General features: G+C 54.9%; 9 protein-coding genes and 1 tRNA gene. 5 read left to right on the top strand and 5 right to left on the bottom strand.

What is annotated here, in order from left to right:
• Positions 1-37 precede the first annotated feature (37 nt).
• The 4 genes from OSB_RS07455 to ypfJ form a co-directional block, all read right to left on the bottom strand.
• A complete protein-coding gene (locus OSB_RS07455; RefSeq protein WP_049834397.1) occupies positions 38-1,204 on the bottom strand; it encodes a Hint domain-containing protein in 1,167 nt (388 codons plus the stop codon).
• 286 nt (positions 1,205-1,490) lie between these two features.
• The gene (locus tag OSB_RS16595) at positions 1,491-8,975 is read right to left on the bottom strand and encodes a cadherin-like domain-containing protein (RefSeq protein WP_049834398.1); all 7,485 of its coding nucleotides are present in this window, start codon (positions 8,973-8,975) and stop codon (positions 1,491-1,493) included.
• Positions 8,976-9,656: 681 nt separating this feature from the next.
• Positions 9,657-9,742 (bottom strand) — tRNA-Leu (locus OSB_RS07465).
• 62 nt (positions 9,743-9,804) lie between these two features.
• A complete protein-coding gene (ypfJ, locus tag OSB_RS07470; RefSeq protein ID WP_049834399.1) occupies positions 9,805-10,662 on the bottom strand; it encodes a KPN_02809 family neutral zinc metallopeptidase in 858 nt (285 codons plus the stop codon).
• 154 nt (positions 10,663-10,816) lie between these two features.
• On the opposite strand from ypfJ, the gene OSB_RS07475 reads away from it, so the two are divergent.
• Together OSB_RS07475 and OSB_RS07480 are read left to right on the top strand one after the other, a co-directional pair.
• Positions 10,817-11,431: an exopolysaccharide biosynthesis protein gene (locus tag OSB_RS07475; protein ID WP_049834400.1), complete on the top strand. Its 615-nt coding sequence runs from the start codon at positions 10,817-10,819 to the stop codon at positions 11,429-11,431.
• Positions 11,432-11,487: 56 nt separating this feature from the next.
• A complete protein-coding gene (locus tag OSB_RS07480) occupies positions 11,488-11,937 on the top strand; it encodes a disulfide bond formation protein B (protein WP_049834401.1) in 450 nt (149 codons plus the stop codon).
• A gap of 74 nt (positions 11,938-12,011) precedes the next feature.
• Here the strand turns inward: OSB_RS07480 and OSB_RS07485 are convergent, their stop codons facing one another.
• Positions 12,012-12,440, bottom strand: a complete 429-nt coding sequence (locus OSB_RS07485; RefSeq protein ID WP_049836089.1) for an Lrp/AsnC family transcriptional regulator — start codon at positions 12,438-12,440, stop codon at positions 12,012-12,014.
• A 105-nt stretch (positions 12,441-12,545) separates the two neighbouring features.
• On the opposite strand from OSB_RS07485, the gene rocF reads away from it, so the two are divergent.
• The 3 genes from rocF to gyrA all read left to right on the top strand — a co-directional run bounded on the left by rocF (position 12,546) and on the right by gyrA (position 17,481).
• Entirely contained in the window at positions 12,546-13,469 is a 924-nt protein-coding gene (gene rocF / locus OSB_RS07490) for an arginase (RefSeq protein WP_049834402.1), read from the top strand.
• 10 nt (positions 13,470-13,479) lie between these two features.
• Entirely contained in the window at positions 13,480-14,523 is a 1,044-nt protein-coding gene (locus tag OSB_RS07495; RefSeq protein ID WP_049834403.1) for an ornithine cyclodeaminase, read from the top strand.
• Between the two features lie 198 nt (positions 14,524-14,721).
• Complete coding sequence (gyrA, locus tag OSB_RS07500; RefSeq protein ID WP_049834404.1) at positions 14,722-17,481, top strand: DNA gyrase subunit A; 2,760 nt, start codon at positions 14,722-14,724, stop codon at positions 17,479-17,481.
• The last annotated feature ends 87 nt before the right edge of the window (positions 17,482-17,568 follow it).

The following is a 17,568-nucleotide window of genomic DNA, read 5'->3' on the forward strand; positions in this document are numbered from 1 at the left end:
ACGAACCCCGAAGGCTTCGCCACAGCTGCATATTCGTTTACGCCGACAAAAGCTTGGCTTCGTGTTTCTTCAGAACGCGGCGTGCGGACTGATATCCTTCCAACCCTTGCTTTTCCCGAAGCTCAGGGAAGAGCTGAAAGATCTCATCGCGCTGCGCTTGGCCGATCCCCTTGAGGGAGTAGTCGCCAGGCTGGAAGCTTTCAGTCCATGCGCCGTTTGACAGAACCACTTCGTGATGGTCGAACAGGATGTGAATGTAGCCGATAGATGGGACTTGCGATTGCTCCACACCCTCGATTCCTATCAAGTGTTTGGCGGCAGATAAGACTTCGGATTCCTCAAAATATAAGGACGCGCTTTCGCCTGTCAAAAGCAGGCGGTGATTGGGCGACAGCACCAAGTCAGATTCCGGTAAACCATGGCCCAGCGATCCGGCTTTCACCCTTACAGGCTGCAATTCCGGCATCATCATCAGATCAACGTGGCCTAAATCTTTGCGACCCGTCCAACGCAGTTCCTGGATACCATTGTCGCGCGTGAATACCGTGTCACCAGCGCGCAGGTTTTCGACAGGGATATCGCCGCGCGGCGTTGCGATCAACGTTCCAGGTGTGAAGCAGATGATGCTTTCGATATTGGTATACGTAAGACGACCAAGCTCCTGCCCGTTCGGGGCAGTTTTGATCAGGATGCGGCCGTCTTCACTGTCCGCACTGCCCTGCTCATAGATGATTTGCAGGTCGGGAAATTCTTCGTACAGGGCTGAAAAGTTGATGACATCGTTATCGTTGCCATCGGCGTCTTCGCCGCCATCGATTGTAAGTCCGTTGAAGTTCGAAAGCGTCAGGATATTGAAAACATCGTCGCCTGTGCCGCCATAGGCGATGTCGCCGTTGCCGCTCATGGAGATTGTGTCGTCACCTGCCCCACCGTACACCGTATCTTGACCAAGGTTCTGGTTGCCCTCGTCGTCAAGGATGGTGTCGTTTCCGTCGCCACCGTACAAGATGTCTTGCCCCGACCCACCTTCGATAGAATCGTCACCGTCACCACCCTCGATGGTGTCGTTACCGTCCCCTCCGTAAAGCGTGTCGTTGCCACCTTCACCAGAAAGGCTGTCCTGACCGTTCAGACCGGAGATGGTGTCGTCGTCGGCGGTGCCTGGCAACGTGTCGCCATTTTGGGTGCCGGTAATCTCGGCCATGTTCGTTTTCCTTGTGGCAATTCAAGAAACTTAGTCTACGCCAGCAGCGGCGCATGAATTCATATAATGAGATTTCGGCGAAACTCCCGGGGATATTCTCCGAATGGCTATCATTTTAGAGTTTCGGCGGGACAACGCTCATGTTCATGGGCGATTGTTTCCAGCCGGTAAACAACAGCGCCCATAATTTAATCGATCAACAAAAAAAGCCGACCCGCAAACGCGCGGATCGGCCTTTTCTCACCCTCCGCGCGAATCATTCGCGCAGAGGGTGCTGCATATTCGTTTAGCGAACCAACAGTTTTGCTTCGTGCTTCTTCAGTGCGCGACGTGCAGACTGGTATCCTTCCAGACCCTGCTTTTCCTGAAGCTCTGGGAAGAGCTCAAAGATTTCGTTGCGCTGGCTGTTGCCGATACCCTTGAGGGAATAATCACCAGGCTGGAAGCTTTCAGTCCATGCACCGTTCGACAGAACCACTTCGTGGCGGTCGAACATGAAGTGAATGTAGGCAGTGCCCATCACGTCAACGGCATGGATGCCTTCGGAACCAACGAGGTGCTTGGCGGCCGCGAGAACTTCACGCTCTTCGAAGTAGAGCTGCGTTTTCTCGGATGCGACCAGCATACGGTGGTTTGGCGATACCAGCATGTCACGCTCTGGCAGGCCGTTCCCAAGGGAACCAGCACGAACCAGAATTGGCTTGAGGTGCGGGTTCGCCACGAGGGACTTACCGGACATCTCTTTGCGGCCAACCCAACGGATCTCTTGGATGCCGTTGTCGCGTGTGATGATACGATCACCTTCGCGAAGCTCTTCAACCAGACGCTCACCTTTTGGTGTCGCGATTGTGGTGCCAGGCGTGAAGCATGGGATCACATTCTCGATCTCGGAGAAGGTCATTGTTGAACCGTCGAGGAAGGTCACTTCACCCGCCTCTGGGTCACCATCAGTGTAGGTGATGTTTGCAACACCGGAACCTGTCAGGTCCAGAACGTCAACGTCGCCGTCATCTGGGTCTTCGCCACCAACAACCACGTCGCCGCCGTTGCCACCAAGGAAGGTATCGCTTCCAAGGCCACCAGACAGTTCGTCTACGCCAGTGCCGCCGATGATTGTGTCGTTGCCTTCACCACCTTCGATGGTGTCGTCATTGGCACCACCGTCGAGAGTGTCGTCGCCTTCACCACCAAACAATGTGTCATCGTCGATTTCACCGTTGATAACGTCGTTGCCTTCGTCACCGTAGAGTACATCGCTGTCGTCGGCACCAAAGATCGTGTCATCGCCAGCGCCACCGTAAACAGTGTCGTCGCCGTTGTCGGGCTCTGGATCGCCGAGGTTGTCATCGATCTGCTCAGGGATACCGAACAAGTCTGTGCCTGGCTCAAGCCCTGCATAGATTGTGTCGTTACCCTCATCACCGAAGATCGTGTCGGAGCCTTCGCCGCCGATGATCGTGTCGTTGCCTTCACCACCATAGACTTCGTCAGCGTCAATACCTGCGTCGATTGTGTCAGCACCGGTGCCGCCTTCGATGTAGTCAGCGTCGTCGCCAGTTGTGATGCTATCGTTGCCAGCGCCACCGAACACAGTGTCCAGATCATCCGTTGGTGAGGACCCAGGAAGGTCGCCATCCGCAGGAATGATGTCACCGAAGCTCAGATCAGGTAGTGGAACTTGGTCGTTAGCAGTGTCGATGATGTCATCACCTTCGCCACCAAAGACAATATCGTTGCCTTCGGCTGTGGCGATTGTGTCGTTACCGAGACCACCGTCGACAGTGTCATCACCTGATGCACCCCAAAGATCGTCGTTACCGTCACCACCGTCGATGGTGTCATCGCCGGAGCCGCCTTCGATCTTATCGTCGTCAGCACCACCAGAGAGGTCATCATTTCCGGCACCGCCGGAAATCATGTCATCGCCAGCACCGCCATCGATGATGTCGTCATCTTGGCCGCCACCGATGACGTCGTCACCTTCGCCGCCAAGGATGCTGTCTTCACCAGCGCCACCTTCGATGCTGTCAGCGCCGTTGCCGCCGTCGATGGTGTCGTTGCCTTCACCACCGTAAACTTCGTCATTGCCTTCGCCAGCAAGGATGCTGTCGTCGCCGCCGAAGCCGTAGATCAGGTCATCGTCACCAACATCACCCGGCAGGATTGCATCGTTGTTGTCAACGAGGTCGCCGTCCGGATCGCCAAGGTAGTCGCCGTCGATCAAGTCATCGCCAGCAGTCCCTTCGACAGTACCGTCCAGATCGCCAGGTGCCACAGTGATGACGTGCACTGCGCTGTCTGTCAGACCTTCTTCGTCTTCGATGGTGTAGCTGATTGTTGCTTCACCAACAAATCCGAGAGCCGGAGTGAACGTGACCGTACCGTCACCGTTGTCAACCAGCGTGCCCTGCTCGGCAGGAACAGTCGCCGCGACAACTGTTAGATCATCGCCATCAACGTCTGTGTCGTTGGCCAGAAGGTCAACCGTTACAGGTGTGTTGAAGTCAGTGACGTCTGCATCATCAACCGCGTCAGGTGCATCATTCACAGGTGTTACAGTGATCGCGTGCTCAGCTGAGTCCGTACCGCCGTTGCCGTCTGTGATTGTGTAGCTGATCGTTGCTTCACCGTTGAAGCTTTCAGCAGGTGTGAAGGTCACAGTACCGTCGCCATTGTCGACAAGCGTACCTTGCTCAGCAGGGACAGTTGCGTCTGTCACAGTCAGGTCATCGTTCTCTGGGTCTGTGTCGTTGGCAAGAAGATCAACCGTGATTGGTGTATCTTCGTCTGTGGTGTCTGCATCATCAACCGCGTCAGGACCATCGTTGACTGCGCCAACAGTAACCACTGCTTCGCCTTCATCTTCGCCGCCTTGGCCGTCAACCACAGTGTATGTGATTGTAGCTTCGCCGTTGAAGTCAGGTGCCGGTGTGAATGTCACTGTGCCGTCGCCGTTGTCGACAACCGTGCCCTGCTCCGCAGGAACGGAAACTTCACCGATTGTCAGCGGATCGCCGTCAACGTCTGTGTCGTTACCGATCAAGTCGATGGTGACTGGCGTGTCCTCGTCAGTTTCAGCGGTATCATCAACTGCAACTGGATCGTCGTTCACTGGTGTTACAGTGATTACGTGCGTTGAAGTGTCTGTGCCGCCGTTGCCATCAGAGATTTCGTAAGAAATCGTCGCTTCGCCGTTAAAGTCAGGCGCAGGCGTGAACGTTACAGTGCCGTCACCGTTGTCGACCAGTGTACCCTGCTCGGCCGGAACCGTTGCATTGATAACTGTCAGATCGTCGCCGTCGTCGTCAGTGTCGTTGGCAAGCAGATCAACCGTTACAGGTGTGTCTTCGTCGGTTGTATCTGTGTCAGTGTTGGCAACTGGGCCATCGTTGACTGCGCCTACGGAAACAACTGCTTCGCCTTCATCTTCGCCGCCTTGGCCGTCAACCACAGTGTATGTGATTGTGGCTGGACCGTTGAAGTTCGGTGCAGGTGTGAAGGTGACTGTGCCGTCGCCATTGTCGACAACTGTGCCCTGCTCGGCAGGAACGGAAACTTCACCGATTGTCAGTGGGTCACCGTCTACGTCTGTGTCGTTACCGATCAGGTCGATGGTGACGGGTGTGTCCTCATCTGTTGTCTCGATATCGTCAACCGCAACTGGATCGTCGTTCACTGGGGTCACGGTGATCACGTGCTCAGCTGAGTCCGTTCCGCCGTTTCCGTCTGTGATCGAGTAGCTGATTGTGGCTTCGCCGTTAAAGTCAGGTGCTGGTGTGAATGTTACAGTGCCGTCGCCATTGTCGACAAGCGTGCCCTGCTCTGCTGGTACGGACGCAGCCGTTACAGTCAGGTCATCGCCTTCTTCGTCAGTGTCGTTGGCAAGCAGATCAACCGTGATCGGCGTATCTTCGTCTGTTGTGTCCGCATCATCAACTGCATCTGGACCATCATTGACAGATCCAACGTTTACAGTCGCTTCGCCTTCGTCTTCGCCGCCCTGACCGTCAACCACAGTGTATGTGATTGTGGCTGGACCGTTGAAGTTCGGTGCAGGTGTGAAGGTGACAGTACCGTCGCCATTATCGACAACTGTGCCTTGCTCAGCAGGTACAGAGACCGAACCGATTGTCAGCGGATCGCCGTCAACATCTGTGTCGTTACCGATCAGGTCGATGGTGACAGGAACGTCCTCATCCGTTTCAGCAATGTCATCAACCGCAACAGGATCGTCGTTCACAGGTGTCACGTCGATCTCGTGGATCGCTGTATCTGTGCCGCCTTCGCCATCTTCGATGGAGTAGGAAATCGTTGCTGTGCCGTTGAAGTTCTCAGCAGGTGTAAAAGTTACCGTGCCGTCGCCGTTATCAACCAGTGTGCCCTGTTCTGCTGGAACCGTAGCGCCAGTGACTGTCAGCGTGTCGCCATCAACGTCTGTGTCGTTGGCAAGCAAATCAACAGTGATCGCAGTGTCCTCGTCTGTTGTATCAGCGTCGTTCACCGCATCAGGTGCGTCGTTCAAGCCATTGATTGTGATCGTCAATGTCGTTGTCGCTTCACCGCCATTACCGTCGGAAACAGTGTAGGTGATCTGTGTATCGGCTGTGTCGCCAACACCCAGTGTTTCAAAGTCACCGTTCGCGGAGAAGTCGAATGACCCGTCTGCGTTCAGAACAAATTCACCACCGTTAGAGCCCGTCACAACCGTACCAACAGCCGTGTCGTCGCCGTCAACGGAAACGACAGTCAGCGTGTCGCCATCTGGATCGATGTCGAGGCCAGCGTTGTTGTCACTTGGGTTTGTGATGACGTTGCCGTCCAGGTCGCCTGTGTCTTCGTCTTCGTTAACGAAGTAGTGGTCAGGGCAAGCAATTGGATCGTCGTTTACTGGTTCTACAGTAATGACGTGAGTTGCGCTGTCTGTTGCACCGGATTCGTCTTCGATTGTGTAAGAAATCGTCGCTTCACCGTTGAAGTTATCAGCCGGTGTGAATGTGACTGTACCGTCGCCATTATCAACCAATGTACCCTGCGATGCAGGAACAGTTGCGGAAATAACTGTCAGCGTGTCGCCATCAACGTCTGTGTCGTTGGCAAGCAGATCAACAGTGATCGCTGTGTCTTCGTCAGTCGTGTCGGCATCGTCAACCGCGTCAGGACCGTCGTTCACTGCTTCAACAGTAACAGCAACAGTTGCTGTGTCTTCACCACCGTTACCATCGGAGATGGTGTACGTGATTGTGGCTTCACCGTTGAAATCTTGTGCTGGTGTGAACACCAACTCGCCATTTACGATCTCTACAGTGCCCTGCGCAGCAGGAACTGACGCAGAAACGATCGTCAGATCGTCGCCATCTGGATCGGTGTCGTTACCAAGAACGTCGATTGTTACTGGCGTGTCTTCGTCAGTTGTCGCAGTGTCGTTTACCGCGTCTGGACCACGGTTTACTTCGTCACCGATGATTTGTTCGATGTCTGTGTAAGCCAGTGTTTCGCCAGTTGGGTTGCCATCAGCGTCTACGAACACAACTGTGCCGTTTGTGCCGTTGCCGTTACCGCCAGTTTCCGTGTCGGACACAACGTTGTCGAGGTAGAATGGTCCTTGGCCAGTAAGGTCGAGAACATCCCAATCGGAACCCGTTGCGCCACCGTCAACAGTGTCGCCAGCGCCGCCGAGGATCAGGTCGGAACCTTCGCCACCTTCCAGAAGGTCAGCACCGTCGCCGCCGTCCAGTGTATCGTCGCCACCCTCACCAAAGAGCATGTCGCTTCCAGCGCCGCCAAACAGCTCATCGTTACCGTCCTGACCGTGCATCCAGTCGTTACCGTCGCCACCTTCTGCAGTGTCGTTGCCAGTACCCATCCAGATTTCATCGTTGCCAGCGCCGCCGAAGCCTTCGTCGTCGCCAGACCCGCCGATGATCACATCGCGGCCTTCGCCACCATAGATGTCATCGTCGCCTGCGCCGCCATAAAGACCTTTGCCGTTGAAGCCGTCATCGCCTGCACCGCCTTCGATCACGTCATTGCCGTCACCGCCTTCGATGCGGTCAGCGCCGTCGCCACCGTCAAGGTTGTCGTTACCCGCGCCGCCATAGATCGTGTCCATGTCTGCGCCGCCAAATGCGTCGTCGTTGCCTGCACCACCAAGGATGGTGTCCATTCCGTCGTCGCCGGACAATTCATCGTCGCCTGCGTTGCCTTCGATGTAGTCATCACCAGCACCACCAGAGATAACGTCAGCGCCATCCATGTTGTCTGGGTTGATAGAGTACGTCAGGTTGTCGATTGCGCCGGATGAACCGAGGATCACTTCAATAGAAGCAACATTGGACAGGTTGGTGTTCACGACATGCTGACCGTTGTTTGCAGTGGTCACATCGACCTGCTGCAACAGGTTGCCGTTCATGTCGTAGTACTTAACCCAAGCACCACCGTCTGCATCCAGCAACGTCAGAGACGTCACATCAGCAGGGTTTTCGAAGTTGATGTTGAATGTACCACCAGCTGCGTTGTCATCTGGGTCACCGCCGTCACGATCCTCAGAAAGGATCAGAACAGTGCCGAGGTTGTTTGTCGCAAGGTCGCTGTCACCACCTGTTGGGTTGTTTGTGTCAAACGCCATTACAGGGTGACGTGGATCACCTGACGTGATTGTCACGCCTTCAGCGATGTACTGGCCTTCAACGAGCTCACCTGCGGACAGGTCATTGAAGTCCTGTGTGCCGTCATAAGACATGTTGCCGCCAATGAGAGTATCGTTTCCTGCGCCGCCAAGGATGCTGTCTGCGCCAACGCCGCCATAAGCTACGTCATCGCCAGTACCCATGTTGATCAGGTCATCGCCTTTGCCGCCAGAAGCAACATCATTATCAGCGCCGCCATACAGTTTGTCGTCACCAGTGCCGCCAGACATTACGTCTGTGCCTGCGTCGCCGTATACAGTGTCGTTGCCTTCGCCTGCGATCAGAACGTCATTGTCGTTCATTCCTTCGAGGATATCGTTGCCTTCGCCACCGTAGATGACATCGTCGCCATCTTGACCGCAAAGCGTATCATGGCCTTCGCCGCCATAGATCTCGTCGTCGCCGTCGTTTGCCATGACGAGGTCATCGCCAGCGCCAGCCAGAACGATGTCGTCCTGTGCGGCTTCACCGGGAAGCAATGCATCGTTGTTGTCGATTTGGTCACCATCTGGGTCGCCAGTGTAGGCCACGTCGATTGTGTCGTTTCCAGCAGTACCTTCTACATACCCGTCTTCTTGTGTCGCAATGTCGAAGGTGATGTCGCTTACTGCAACTGTACCAGAGTAGCTACGCTCTGGGCCGTCATCCAGAACGATCCAGAATGTCTTGAGTGGGCCTGGGATTGTGATGTTGATGTCTTGGGCGTTGTTCGTTTCACCCGGGCCAGGTGCGTTTGTTTGGGTACCAGTCACGGTATTACCGTTAACGGAGTGTACGCCAGTTGCTTCGAACTGAACTTCAACAGGATTGCCGTCGGCATCCTTTGTCATGATGGTAATCTCGTCCAGCGCATCAACGTCTAGAACTGTGAATTGAACGTTCGTCACTTCTTCGGAGAACGTGATGTCTGCTGAACTATCGGACGTAACGTCCCAGTTCTTCAACATACCGTTGTCAACAAACCACTCTTTGCCCTCGGCATTTTGAGGCGTTGCAATGCTAACGCTGATGTCCCCATCAGGGCCCGCGATTGTGTTGTTTCCGTCTACGTTCGTATTTGACCAGTCAATTGTATAATCAGACATCGTTAATCCTACTTTCCCCAAGTCGACCAACCCAGGCCGACCTATTGATGACACGTATGTGTGAAACTGGGTTTTGGGCCACAGCTACACGCACACGCCGACCGCACTAACAAAGTGCGATCAAACTCTCATCCGCTAGTAAAAGGGAAAGCCCCGATCACGCAGACACCACTCACTTCATCAAGACCTAAATCTCGACCCGGCTTCCCCAGTCAGCCGGCATGCCCCCCAGATGGGCCTGTTCTGAATACAGACAGAATTGTGTTCAAAAAAGCGAAAAGTGGCACGATTGCGTTACTCGGCTCATTCAATGCTGCGACTGCACACTCATAGGTTGCGCTTTACCTAAGGTAATGAGAAACGACTGTTTCCAAATTGGAAACGACGACAGCCGAAAAACCCCAGAAACGCTACATTTTGCAACCAATCGGTCAAATTTCCGGCTATTGGCCTAAAAATATGTACAATTTTGAACGGGGGAAAAAAACAAAAGTTTTCCCCCAAAAGGCACCTAACTTAAGTACAGGCCCCCCTTTAAGGGCCTTCCAGCAAGGAAACAAACTTCGCAAATTTAATCGATTTGTATCCGCTTCGGCAACGTTACCGATTCGAATTATGACGCAACGTCACAAACCAACTAAAATCTGATATGAATTTTGTCGCATGCATCACCACTTTAAGTGGTACCGGTGGCCGGACTCGAACCGGCACGATGTCACCATCGGGGGATTTTGAATCCCCTGCGTCTACCATTCCGCCACACCGGCACACGCGACAAGGGGGCGAATACCCCTCGTCTCGCGCGACGTCAACGGCGATAAATCAAGTTTTAGAGGTTATTGGTCTCAAACGTATTACATGCGGCCATTTGCATCGTTTCATAACCGGTCCGGAACCAGCGCTGACGCTGCTCTGATGTCCCATGTGTAAAGGTATGTGGCTGGACCGTGCGCCCAGCATTGCGTTGCAACGTGTCATCGCCAATCTGTGCAGCCGCATTCATCGCTTCGCCAATGTCGCCGCGTTCAAGTGAATTGAACTTTTCTTGCGCCAAACGTGCCCAGATACCGGAAAAACAATCTGCCTGAAGTTCAATGCGCACCGAAATTTCGTTACTTTCCCGTTCGCTAACCTGTGCACGAATGCGGTTGGCCTGTGACAAGATGCCAAGTTCATTCTGGACATGATGTGCAACTTCATGGGCCACAACATAAGCCGCTGCAAAGTCCCCACCTGCCCCGAGACGGTTTTCAAGCGTCACGAAAAACTCTGTATCAAGGTAAGCCTTCTGATCGCCTGGGCAATAAAACGGCCCGGATGCACCGGATGCACCCCCACAAGGTGACTGCGTTGCACCCTTAAACAGAACCATAGTTGGTGGATTATATGCCCGCCCAACTTGGCGTTCAAAAACATCCGCCCAAATTTCTTCTGTGTCAGCCAGAGTAACTGAGACGAATTGCGCGGCCATTTCATCGGCAGCGGTAACTTCACCGCCACTTGCTTGCTGTTCAGTTCCACCGCCAAGATCAACAAAACCCGAAGTATCAAAACCGAAGTACAACCCAGCGAGCAAGATCAACACACCGGCAATGCCACCAATGCCCCCCGCCTTACGCGCGCCACCGCCTGTACTGCGGCGACGATCCTCAATATTGCTGCTGCCACGTCTACCTTGCCACTTCATCTGCATATCCTCTGCACATTGTTGCTGTTGACCATACAGCTTGTCTCTGGCCTAAGAAACCAAACAAATAAGAGCAGCATTACATGATCCGTCGTCTTTATAACTGTACCTTGTCCCCGGCCAACAATACCTGTGCCATAAAAGGGGGACGCCCATGACAACCTCAGCTCATTCAGATCTAGCGATCTCGCAACAGCTCGCGCAACTGGCTGCAAACGCCCCCGATGAGACCGTCACACTTGACTGGGTTCTGCATCATCTGAACGAACGCGCGTTTGGCCTGTTTCTGCTTGTTTTGGCTTTGCCCTGCTGCATTCCCTTTCTTTATGGAATCCCGCAGGTCGTGGCCTTGCCGCTGATGCTCGTATCGATCCAAATCGTATTCGGCCGCAGACTTCCGTGGCTTCCGGCAAAACTGGGTGCACGCACAGTCACGCAGGCGGGGCTTCAGAGCCTGTCGGACCGTGCAGGCCCGTGGCTACGCAAAATCGAAGCCATCAGTCACCCAAGGCTTTCAGCCCTGTCCCGCCCGCCAATGGACCGTTTGGTTGGCATAGGGCTTGTCCTTTTCAGCGCCTCCATCCTTGTCCCGCTTCCCGGCACCAATTCCGTTCCGGGTATGGCTGTGGTCATAATTTCAATGGGTCTTTTACAGCGGGATGGCATTTTGATCCTTCTGGGCCTACTCCTTGGAACAGCATGGATCGCAACCTTGATTATTGCGGGTGCGACATTGGCCACCCTATTGCGTGGCTGGCTCGGGATATAATGCTTCGAAATCACTTGCTAACTGGCCCAAACGGCTGTGAAGGACTCGGTTAAGAAATGACGAAATCTCAATACATTTTCATTGCTGCTTTCGGCAGCTTCGCTCTCCTTGCTGGCGCGTTCCTGTTTCAATTCTTGGGCTATGCGCCTTGCAAAATGTGCCTGTGGCAACGCTATCCGCACGCGGTGGCCATCGTCCTCGGAATCTTGGCACTCATGCTCACACGCTTCCAAACCCAGCTGGCGCTCCTCGGCGCGCTCGCGGCCCTCACAACCGGTGGCATCGGCGTCTACCATACAGGGGTCGAGCGTGGTTTGTGGGAAGGCCCGACAAGCTGCACAGGTGGCGGCGCATTAAACTTGGCAGATCCTCTCAGCACCGACATTGCACCAATTGTCATGTGTGACGATGTCGTCTGGTCGCTCATGGGCCTTTCAATGGCCTCCTACAACGCGCTGATCTCACTTGTATTGCTGGGCCTTTGGATCGCGGCTGCGCGCCGATAATCAAACCCTTTCTTCCGCTTTGCTTTTGTTTTGTAAGTAACCCGGGGCCCTAGCGGCTGGCCCCTAGCCCGCCCTCACCGCCCCGCGCGACGTGTTGACAGCAACAAACTTGTCTCTGATCGCGTGACGCCGTCCATCCGACGAATGCGAAACAACACCGCATCCAGAACATCCAGCGTCTCGGTGCCGATCTCAACGATCAAATCCCACGTGCCGTTTGTAGAATGCACGGCCTGAACCTCAACCATGCCCAAAAGCGCGCGCATGACTTTGTCGGTTCCACGCCCCTCGATACCCAGCATCATCAAGCCACGAACGCTATGGGCTGCGACATCGCTTCGGGTTTGAACCGTGAACCCAGCAATCTCACCGCTAGCCCGCAAACGATCCATCCGCGCCTTAACCGTGGCGCGTGTCACGCCAAGATCGGCACTGAGGTCAGAAACCGCCGCGCGCCCATCGCGTTTTAGTGCCTGCACAAGCCTACTATCCAATTCGTCCAACATAGCTGACCACTTTGCTAATTAACCGCGCAATTTGCACAATGCGCTTTCTTCACTGCTCCGTCAATTCCGGCGAAGATATCTCAAATCATTTCGGAGCCCCTCATGACCCCACAAGACATTCTTCTCATCGGCGCCCCTGTAGACAGCGGTAAAGACCGCAAAGGGTGCATAATGGGGCCAGACGCTTACCGCACCGCCCGCCTTGCCGAGACTTTGGTTGAACTGGGTCACAATGTTTCTGACTTAGGCAACCTTACCGCCGAAAACACGGACATTTCGGAACATGACCACCTCGTCGCCCTGCCCCAAACCGTCGGCTGGACGCGCACATTGCAAGAGGCCGCAAAAGACGCAGCTCCAAAGGGTTTGCCGATTTTCTTAGGTGGTGATCACTCTCTCGCACTCGGCACGGTCACAGGTATTGCCGATCACGCGGCCGACGTTGGGCGACCGCTTTTCGTGCTTTGGCTCGATGCCCACAGCGATTTTCACACGCCACAATCCACCGCCTCTGGCAATCTCCACGGCACGCCAACTGCTTATTTCACGGGGCGCACAGGCTTTGACGCCTTTCCCGCGGTCAACAATCCCGTTCCAACAGAAAACGTCTGCATGATCGGCCTACGTTCCGTTGACCCCGCCGAACACGCAGCCCTCGCCGATACGAACGTTAGCATCGCCGACATGCGCGCAATCGACGAAGGCGGCATTCGCGCGCCATTGGCCGAATTCCTTGCCAAAGTTGAGGCCGCCAATGGCCTACTTCATGTCTCTCTCGATGTCGATTTCCTCGACCCCGACATTGCGCCCGCAGTTGGCACAACTGTCCCAGGTGGCGCGACCCTACGCGAAGCCCACCTCGTGATGGAAATGCTACACGACAGCCAGCGCGTCACCTCCCTCGATTTGGTCGAACTTAACCCCTTCATGGATGAGCGCGGCAAAACCGCCTCTTTGATGGTTGATCTCACAGCCTCGCTCATGGGCCGCCGCGTCTTTGACCGTCCAACCCGCGCCTTTACCTAAGGAAATGAACATGCAATCGCCTTCAAAACTCGCCCTTGTGCCCTTTGTGTCCGTTGAAAACATGATGCGCCTTGTTCATCACAACGGACTTGATGAGATGCTCATCCGCATCGCTGACACGATCGAAAACGATTTCTTGCGTTGGGATCAGTTCGACAAAACGCCGCGCGTCGCGTCGCATTCCGATGTTGGCGTGATCGAGCTTATGCCCACATCTGATGGCGAGATGTATGGGTTCAAATACGTCAACGGCCACCCGAAAAACACCGCTGAAGGTCTGCAAACAGTCACGGCCTTCGGCCTGCTTGCGGACGTGCATTCCGGTTACCCCGTTCTGCTGTCTGAAATGACTTTGCTAACGGCCCTACGCACCGCAGCTATGTCCGCATTGGCCGCCAAACACCTCGCCCCAAAAGACGCGACAACAATGGCGATGATCGGCAACGGCGCACAGTCTGAATTCCAATGCCGTGCCTTTCAGGCGATCTGTGGCATCACACATGTGCGCCTATTCGACACCGACGCGGCTGCAACACAAAAATGTGCAAAGAACCTTGAAAACAGCGGCTTGCATGTAACGATGTGTCAAACCGCAGAGGACGCCGTGACGGGTGCGCAGATCATAACGACCTGCACCGCAGACAAACAAAACGCAACCGTTCTGACCGACAACATGGTCGGTGCTGGCGTCCACATCAACGCCATCGGTGGCGACTGCCCGGGCAAAACGGAACTCCACGCCGATATCCTTCACCGTTCCTCAATCTTCGTGGAATACCCGCCACAAACCCGCGTTGAAGGTGAAATCCAGGCCCTCAATAACGACCACCCCGTCATTGAACTCCACGAGGTCTTTGCGGGCAAAACGGCGGGCCGTACAGACGACAAGCAGATAACGCTGTTCGATTCAGTTGGCTTTGCGATTGAGGACTTCTCCGCGCTGCGCTGCATCAAAGACGCGATCAAAGGAACGGATTTTTACATCGATTTCGACATGCTTGCGGACCCTGACGACCCTCGCGACCTATATGGCATGCTCAACCGCGCGAAATAGTCCTAGGTGCCGCGCCTGTCTTTGTCTCAAAAATATCCCGGGGGGGAGTCCGCAGGACGGGGGGGCTGGCCCCCCTCTGGATCGGATTTGCGTAAGCAAATTCGACTGTCAGACGTTGCACCATCCCTAGCCTCTGATATAGATTGTACTAACAATATATAGAGGGACCGAGTCAGCTCGGTCAGGCAGGCGAACGACATGAATGACACTCCGGAAACACCTGAAAACGAAGAAGAAAACTCTGGCGACGCGGTCGTAACTCGCATGGAGCATGACGGCCCTTCGATTTCGATCACTTCGGAGATGAAAACCTCCTACCTCGATTACGCCATGTCGGTCATCGTTTCCCGTGCGATTCCGGACCTTCGGGACGGTTTAAAACCCGTCCATCGCCGTATTCTTTATGCGATGTATGAAGGCGGAAATACGCACGATAAACCTTACCGTAAATCCGCCCGTGCCGTCGGTGACGTGATGGGTAAATACCACCCGCACGGCGACAGCGCGATCTATGACGCCTTGGTGCGAATGGCGCAGGATTTCTCAATGTCGCTGCCGCTTTTGGACGGTCAGGGTAACTTTGGCTCCATGGACGGCGATAACCCTGCCGCGATGCGTTACACCGAAGTCCGCATGGACAAACCGGCGGCGTATCTGTTGGCCGACATCGACAAAAACACCGTCGATTTCCAAGACAACTATGACGGCAAGGACCGCGAACCGACGGTTCTTCCGGCCCGTTACCCCAATATGCTGGTGAATGGTGCCGGCGGTATTGCTGTTGGTATGGCCACCAATATCCCGCCCCACAATTTGGGCGAAGTCATCGACGCGACAATGGCGTTGATCGAAAACCCTGATCTGACCACGGAAGAGCTGATCGAATTCGTCCCCGGCCCTGATTTTCCGACGGGTGGCATTATGCTTGGCCGTTCCGGCGCACGCAAAGCCTATCTTGAGGGCCGCGGTTCCGTTGTGACCCGTGCCAAGACCAAAGTCGAAGAGATCCGCAAGGACCGCTGGGCCATCGTGATCGAAGAAATCCCCTATCAGGTGAACAAATCCACCATGGTGGAACGTATCGCCGAAGCCGCGCGGGACAAAAAGATCGAAGGCATTTCCCACGTTCAAGATGAATCAGATCGCAATGGCGTGCGCGTTGTTGTCGAGCTGAAACGCGATGCCACAGCCGAAGTCGTGCTGAACCAATTGTTCCGCTTCACGCCGATGCAGACCAGCTTTGGCTGCAACATGCTGGCCCTGAACGGTGGCCGCCCTGAAACGCTGACACTACGCCGTTTCCTGACATCCTTCTTGGAATTCCGCGAAGATGTCGTCATCCGCCGCACGGCGTTTGAACTGAACAAAGCCCGCGACCGCGCCCACGTTTTGTGTGGTCTGGCTGTGGCTGTGTCCAACGTCGACGAAGTCGTCGCCACCATCCGCGCGTCCGCGGATGCGCCCGCCGCCCGTGAAGCCTTGATGACACGCGCTTGGCCGGCCGCCGAAATCCTGCCCTTCATCGCATTGATCGACGATCCGACCCATACGGCCAATGATGATGGCACCTATAACTTGTCCGAAATTCAGGCCCGCGCGATCCTTGAATTGCGCCTGCAGCGCCTGACCCAGATCGGCGTTAAGGAAGTCACCGATGAGCTGGAAGAGCTCGCAGGTAAAATCAAAGAATACCTGGCCATTCTGTCCTCTCGTGAGCGTATCCTCGGGATTATCCGGGACGAACTGCAAGAATGCCGCGATCTGTTTGCTGTTCCACGTCGCACCGAAATCGTCGACTGGTCCGGCGACATGGAAGACGAAGACCTTATTGAATCCCAAGACATGGTCGTGACGGTCACGGAATCCGGCTACATCAAACGCACCGTGCTGAGCGATTTCCGCGCACAAAAGCGTGGCGGCAAAGGCGTATCTGGCAGTGGTCTAAAGGAAGACGATGTTGTTACGCAGCTATTCGTTGCCAACACCCACACACAGCTGTTGTTCTTCACAACAGACGGCATGGTCTACAAGCTCAAGACATGGCGCCTGCCCCAAGGGTCGCGCACGTCCAAAGGTAAGGCCATCGTCAACATCCTGCCGATCCCGACAGGTGTTTCGATTGCTGCCATCATGCCAGTAGATCGCGATGAAAAAGACTGGGACGACCTGCAAATCGTCTTTGCGACCTCAGCGGGTACCGTGCGCCGCAATAAGCTGTCTGATTTCACCAACGTCATGCGCAACGGCAAGATCGCGATGAAGTTTGAGGGCGAGAACGAAGGCGTTTCCCTAATCAACGCCCGCATCTGTTCTGATGATGATGATGTGATGCTTGTCACCAACTCTGGCCGCGCAATCCGCTTCCCATGTACCGATGTACGCGTGTTTAACTCTCGTGCGTCCCTGGGTGTTCGCGGGATTAAGCTAAAGGGCGACGACGAAATCGTCTCCATGTCCGTGATCCGCCACTTTGACGCCGAAGCGTCCGAGCGGACGGCCTACCTCAAGATGCGCCGTGCCATGGCGGGCTTGGCAGATGATGCCGAAGTAGAGGACGAGGAAGAACCAGCGGGTGACATCACCACAGAACGCTACGCTGAGATGTCCGCGTCAGAAAACCTGATTCTGACAATCACCGCTGGTGGTTCTGGTAAGCTCAGTTCTAGCCACGACTACCCTGTTCGCGGTCGCGGCGGTATGGGTGTTACGGCGATGGACAAAGCCATGCGCGGGGGTGAAATCGTCGCCTCCTTCCCTGTGGAAATGGATGACCAGATCATGTTGGCCACGTCCAAGGGCCAATCCATCCGCGTACCGATCGAAGGTATCTCGTTCCGCAGCCGGTCCGCTGGTGGCGTGAAGGTGTTTAACACTGGCAAGAACGAAGTTGTCGTGTCCGTGGCCTACATCGCGGATCAGGCGGATGAAGATGAAGCCGAGGATTCAGCAGACGAATGAACCCCGATATCTTTCTTCCCATCGCGTTCACAATCATGATCGCCCTTTTGGGCCTCATGGTCGCGGTGGGAATTCCAAGGGGCAAGC

Origin of the sequence: Octadecabacter temperatus (assembly GCF_001187845.1) — a bacterium.
In the GTDB taxonomy this organism is placed as follows: domain Bacteria; phylum Pseudomonadota; class Alphaproteobacteria; order Rhodobacterales; family Rhodobacteraceae; genus Octadecabacter; species Octadecabacter temperatus.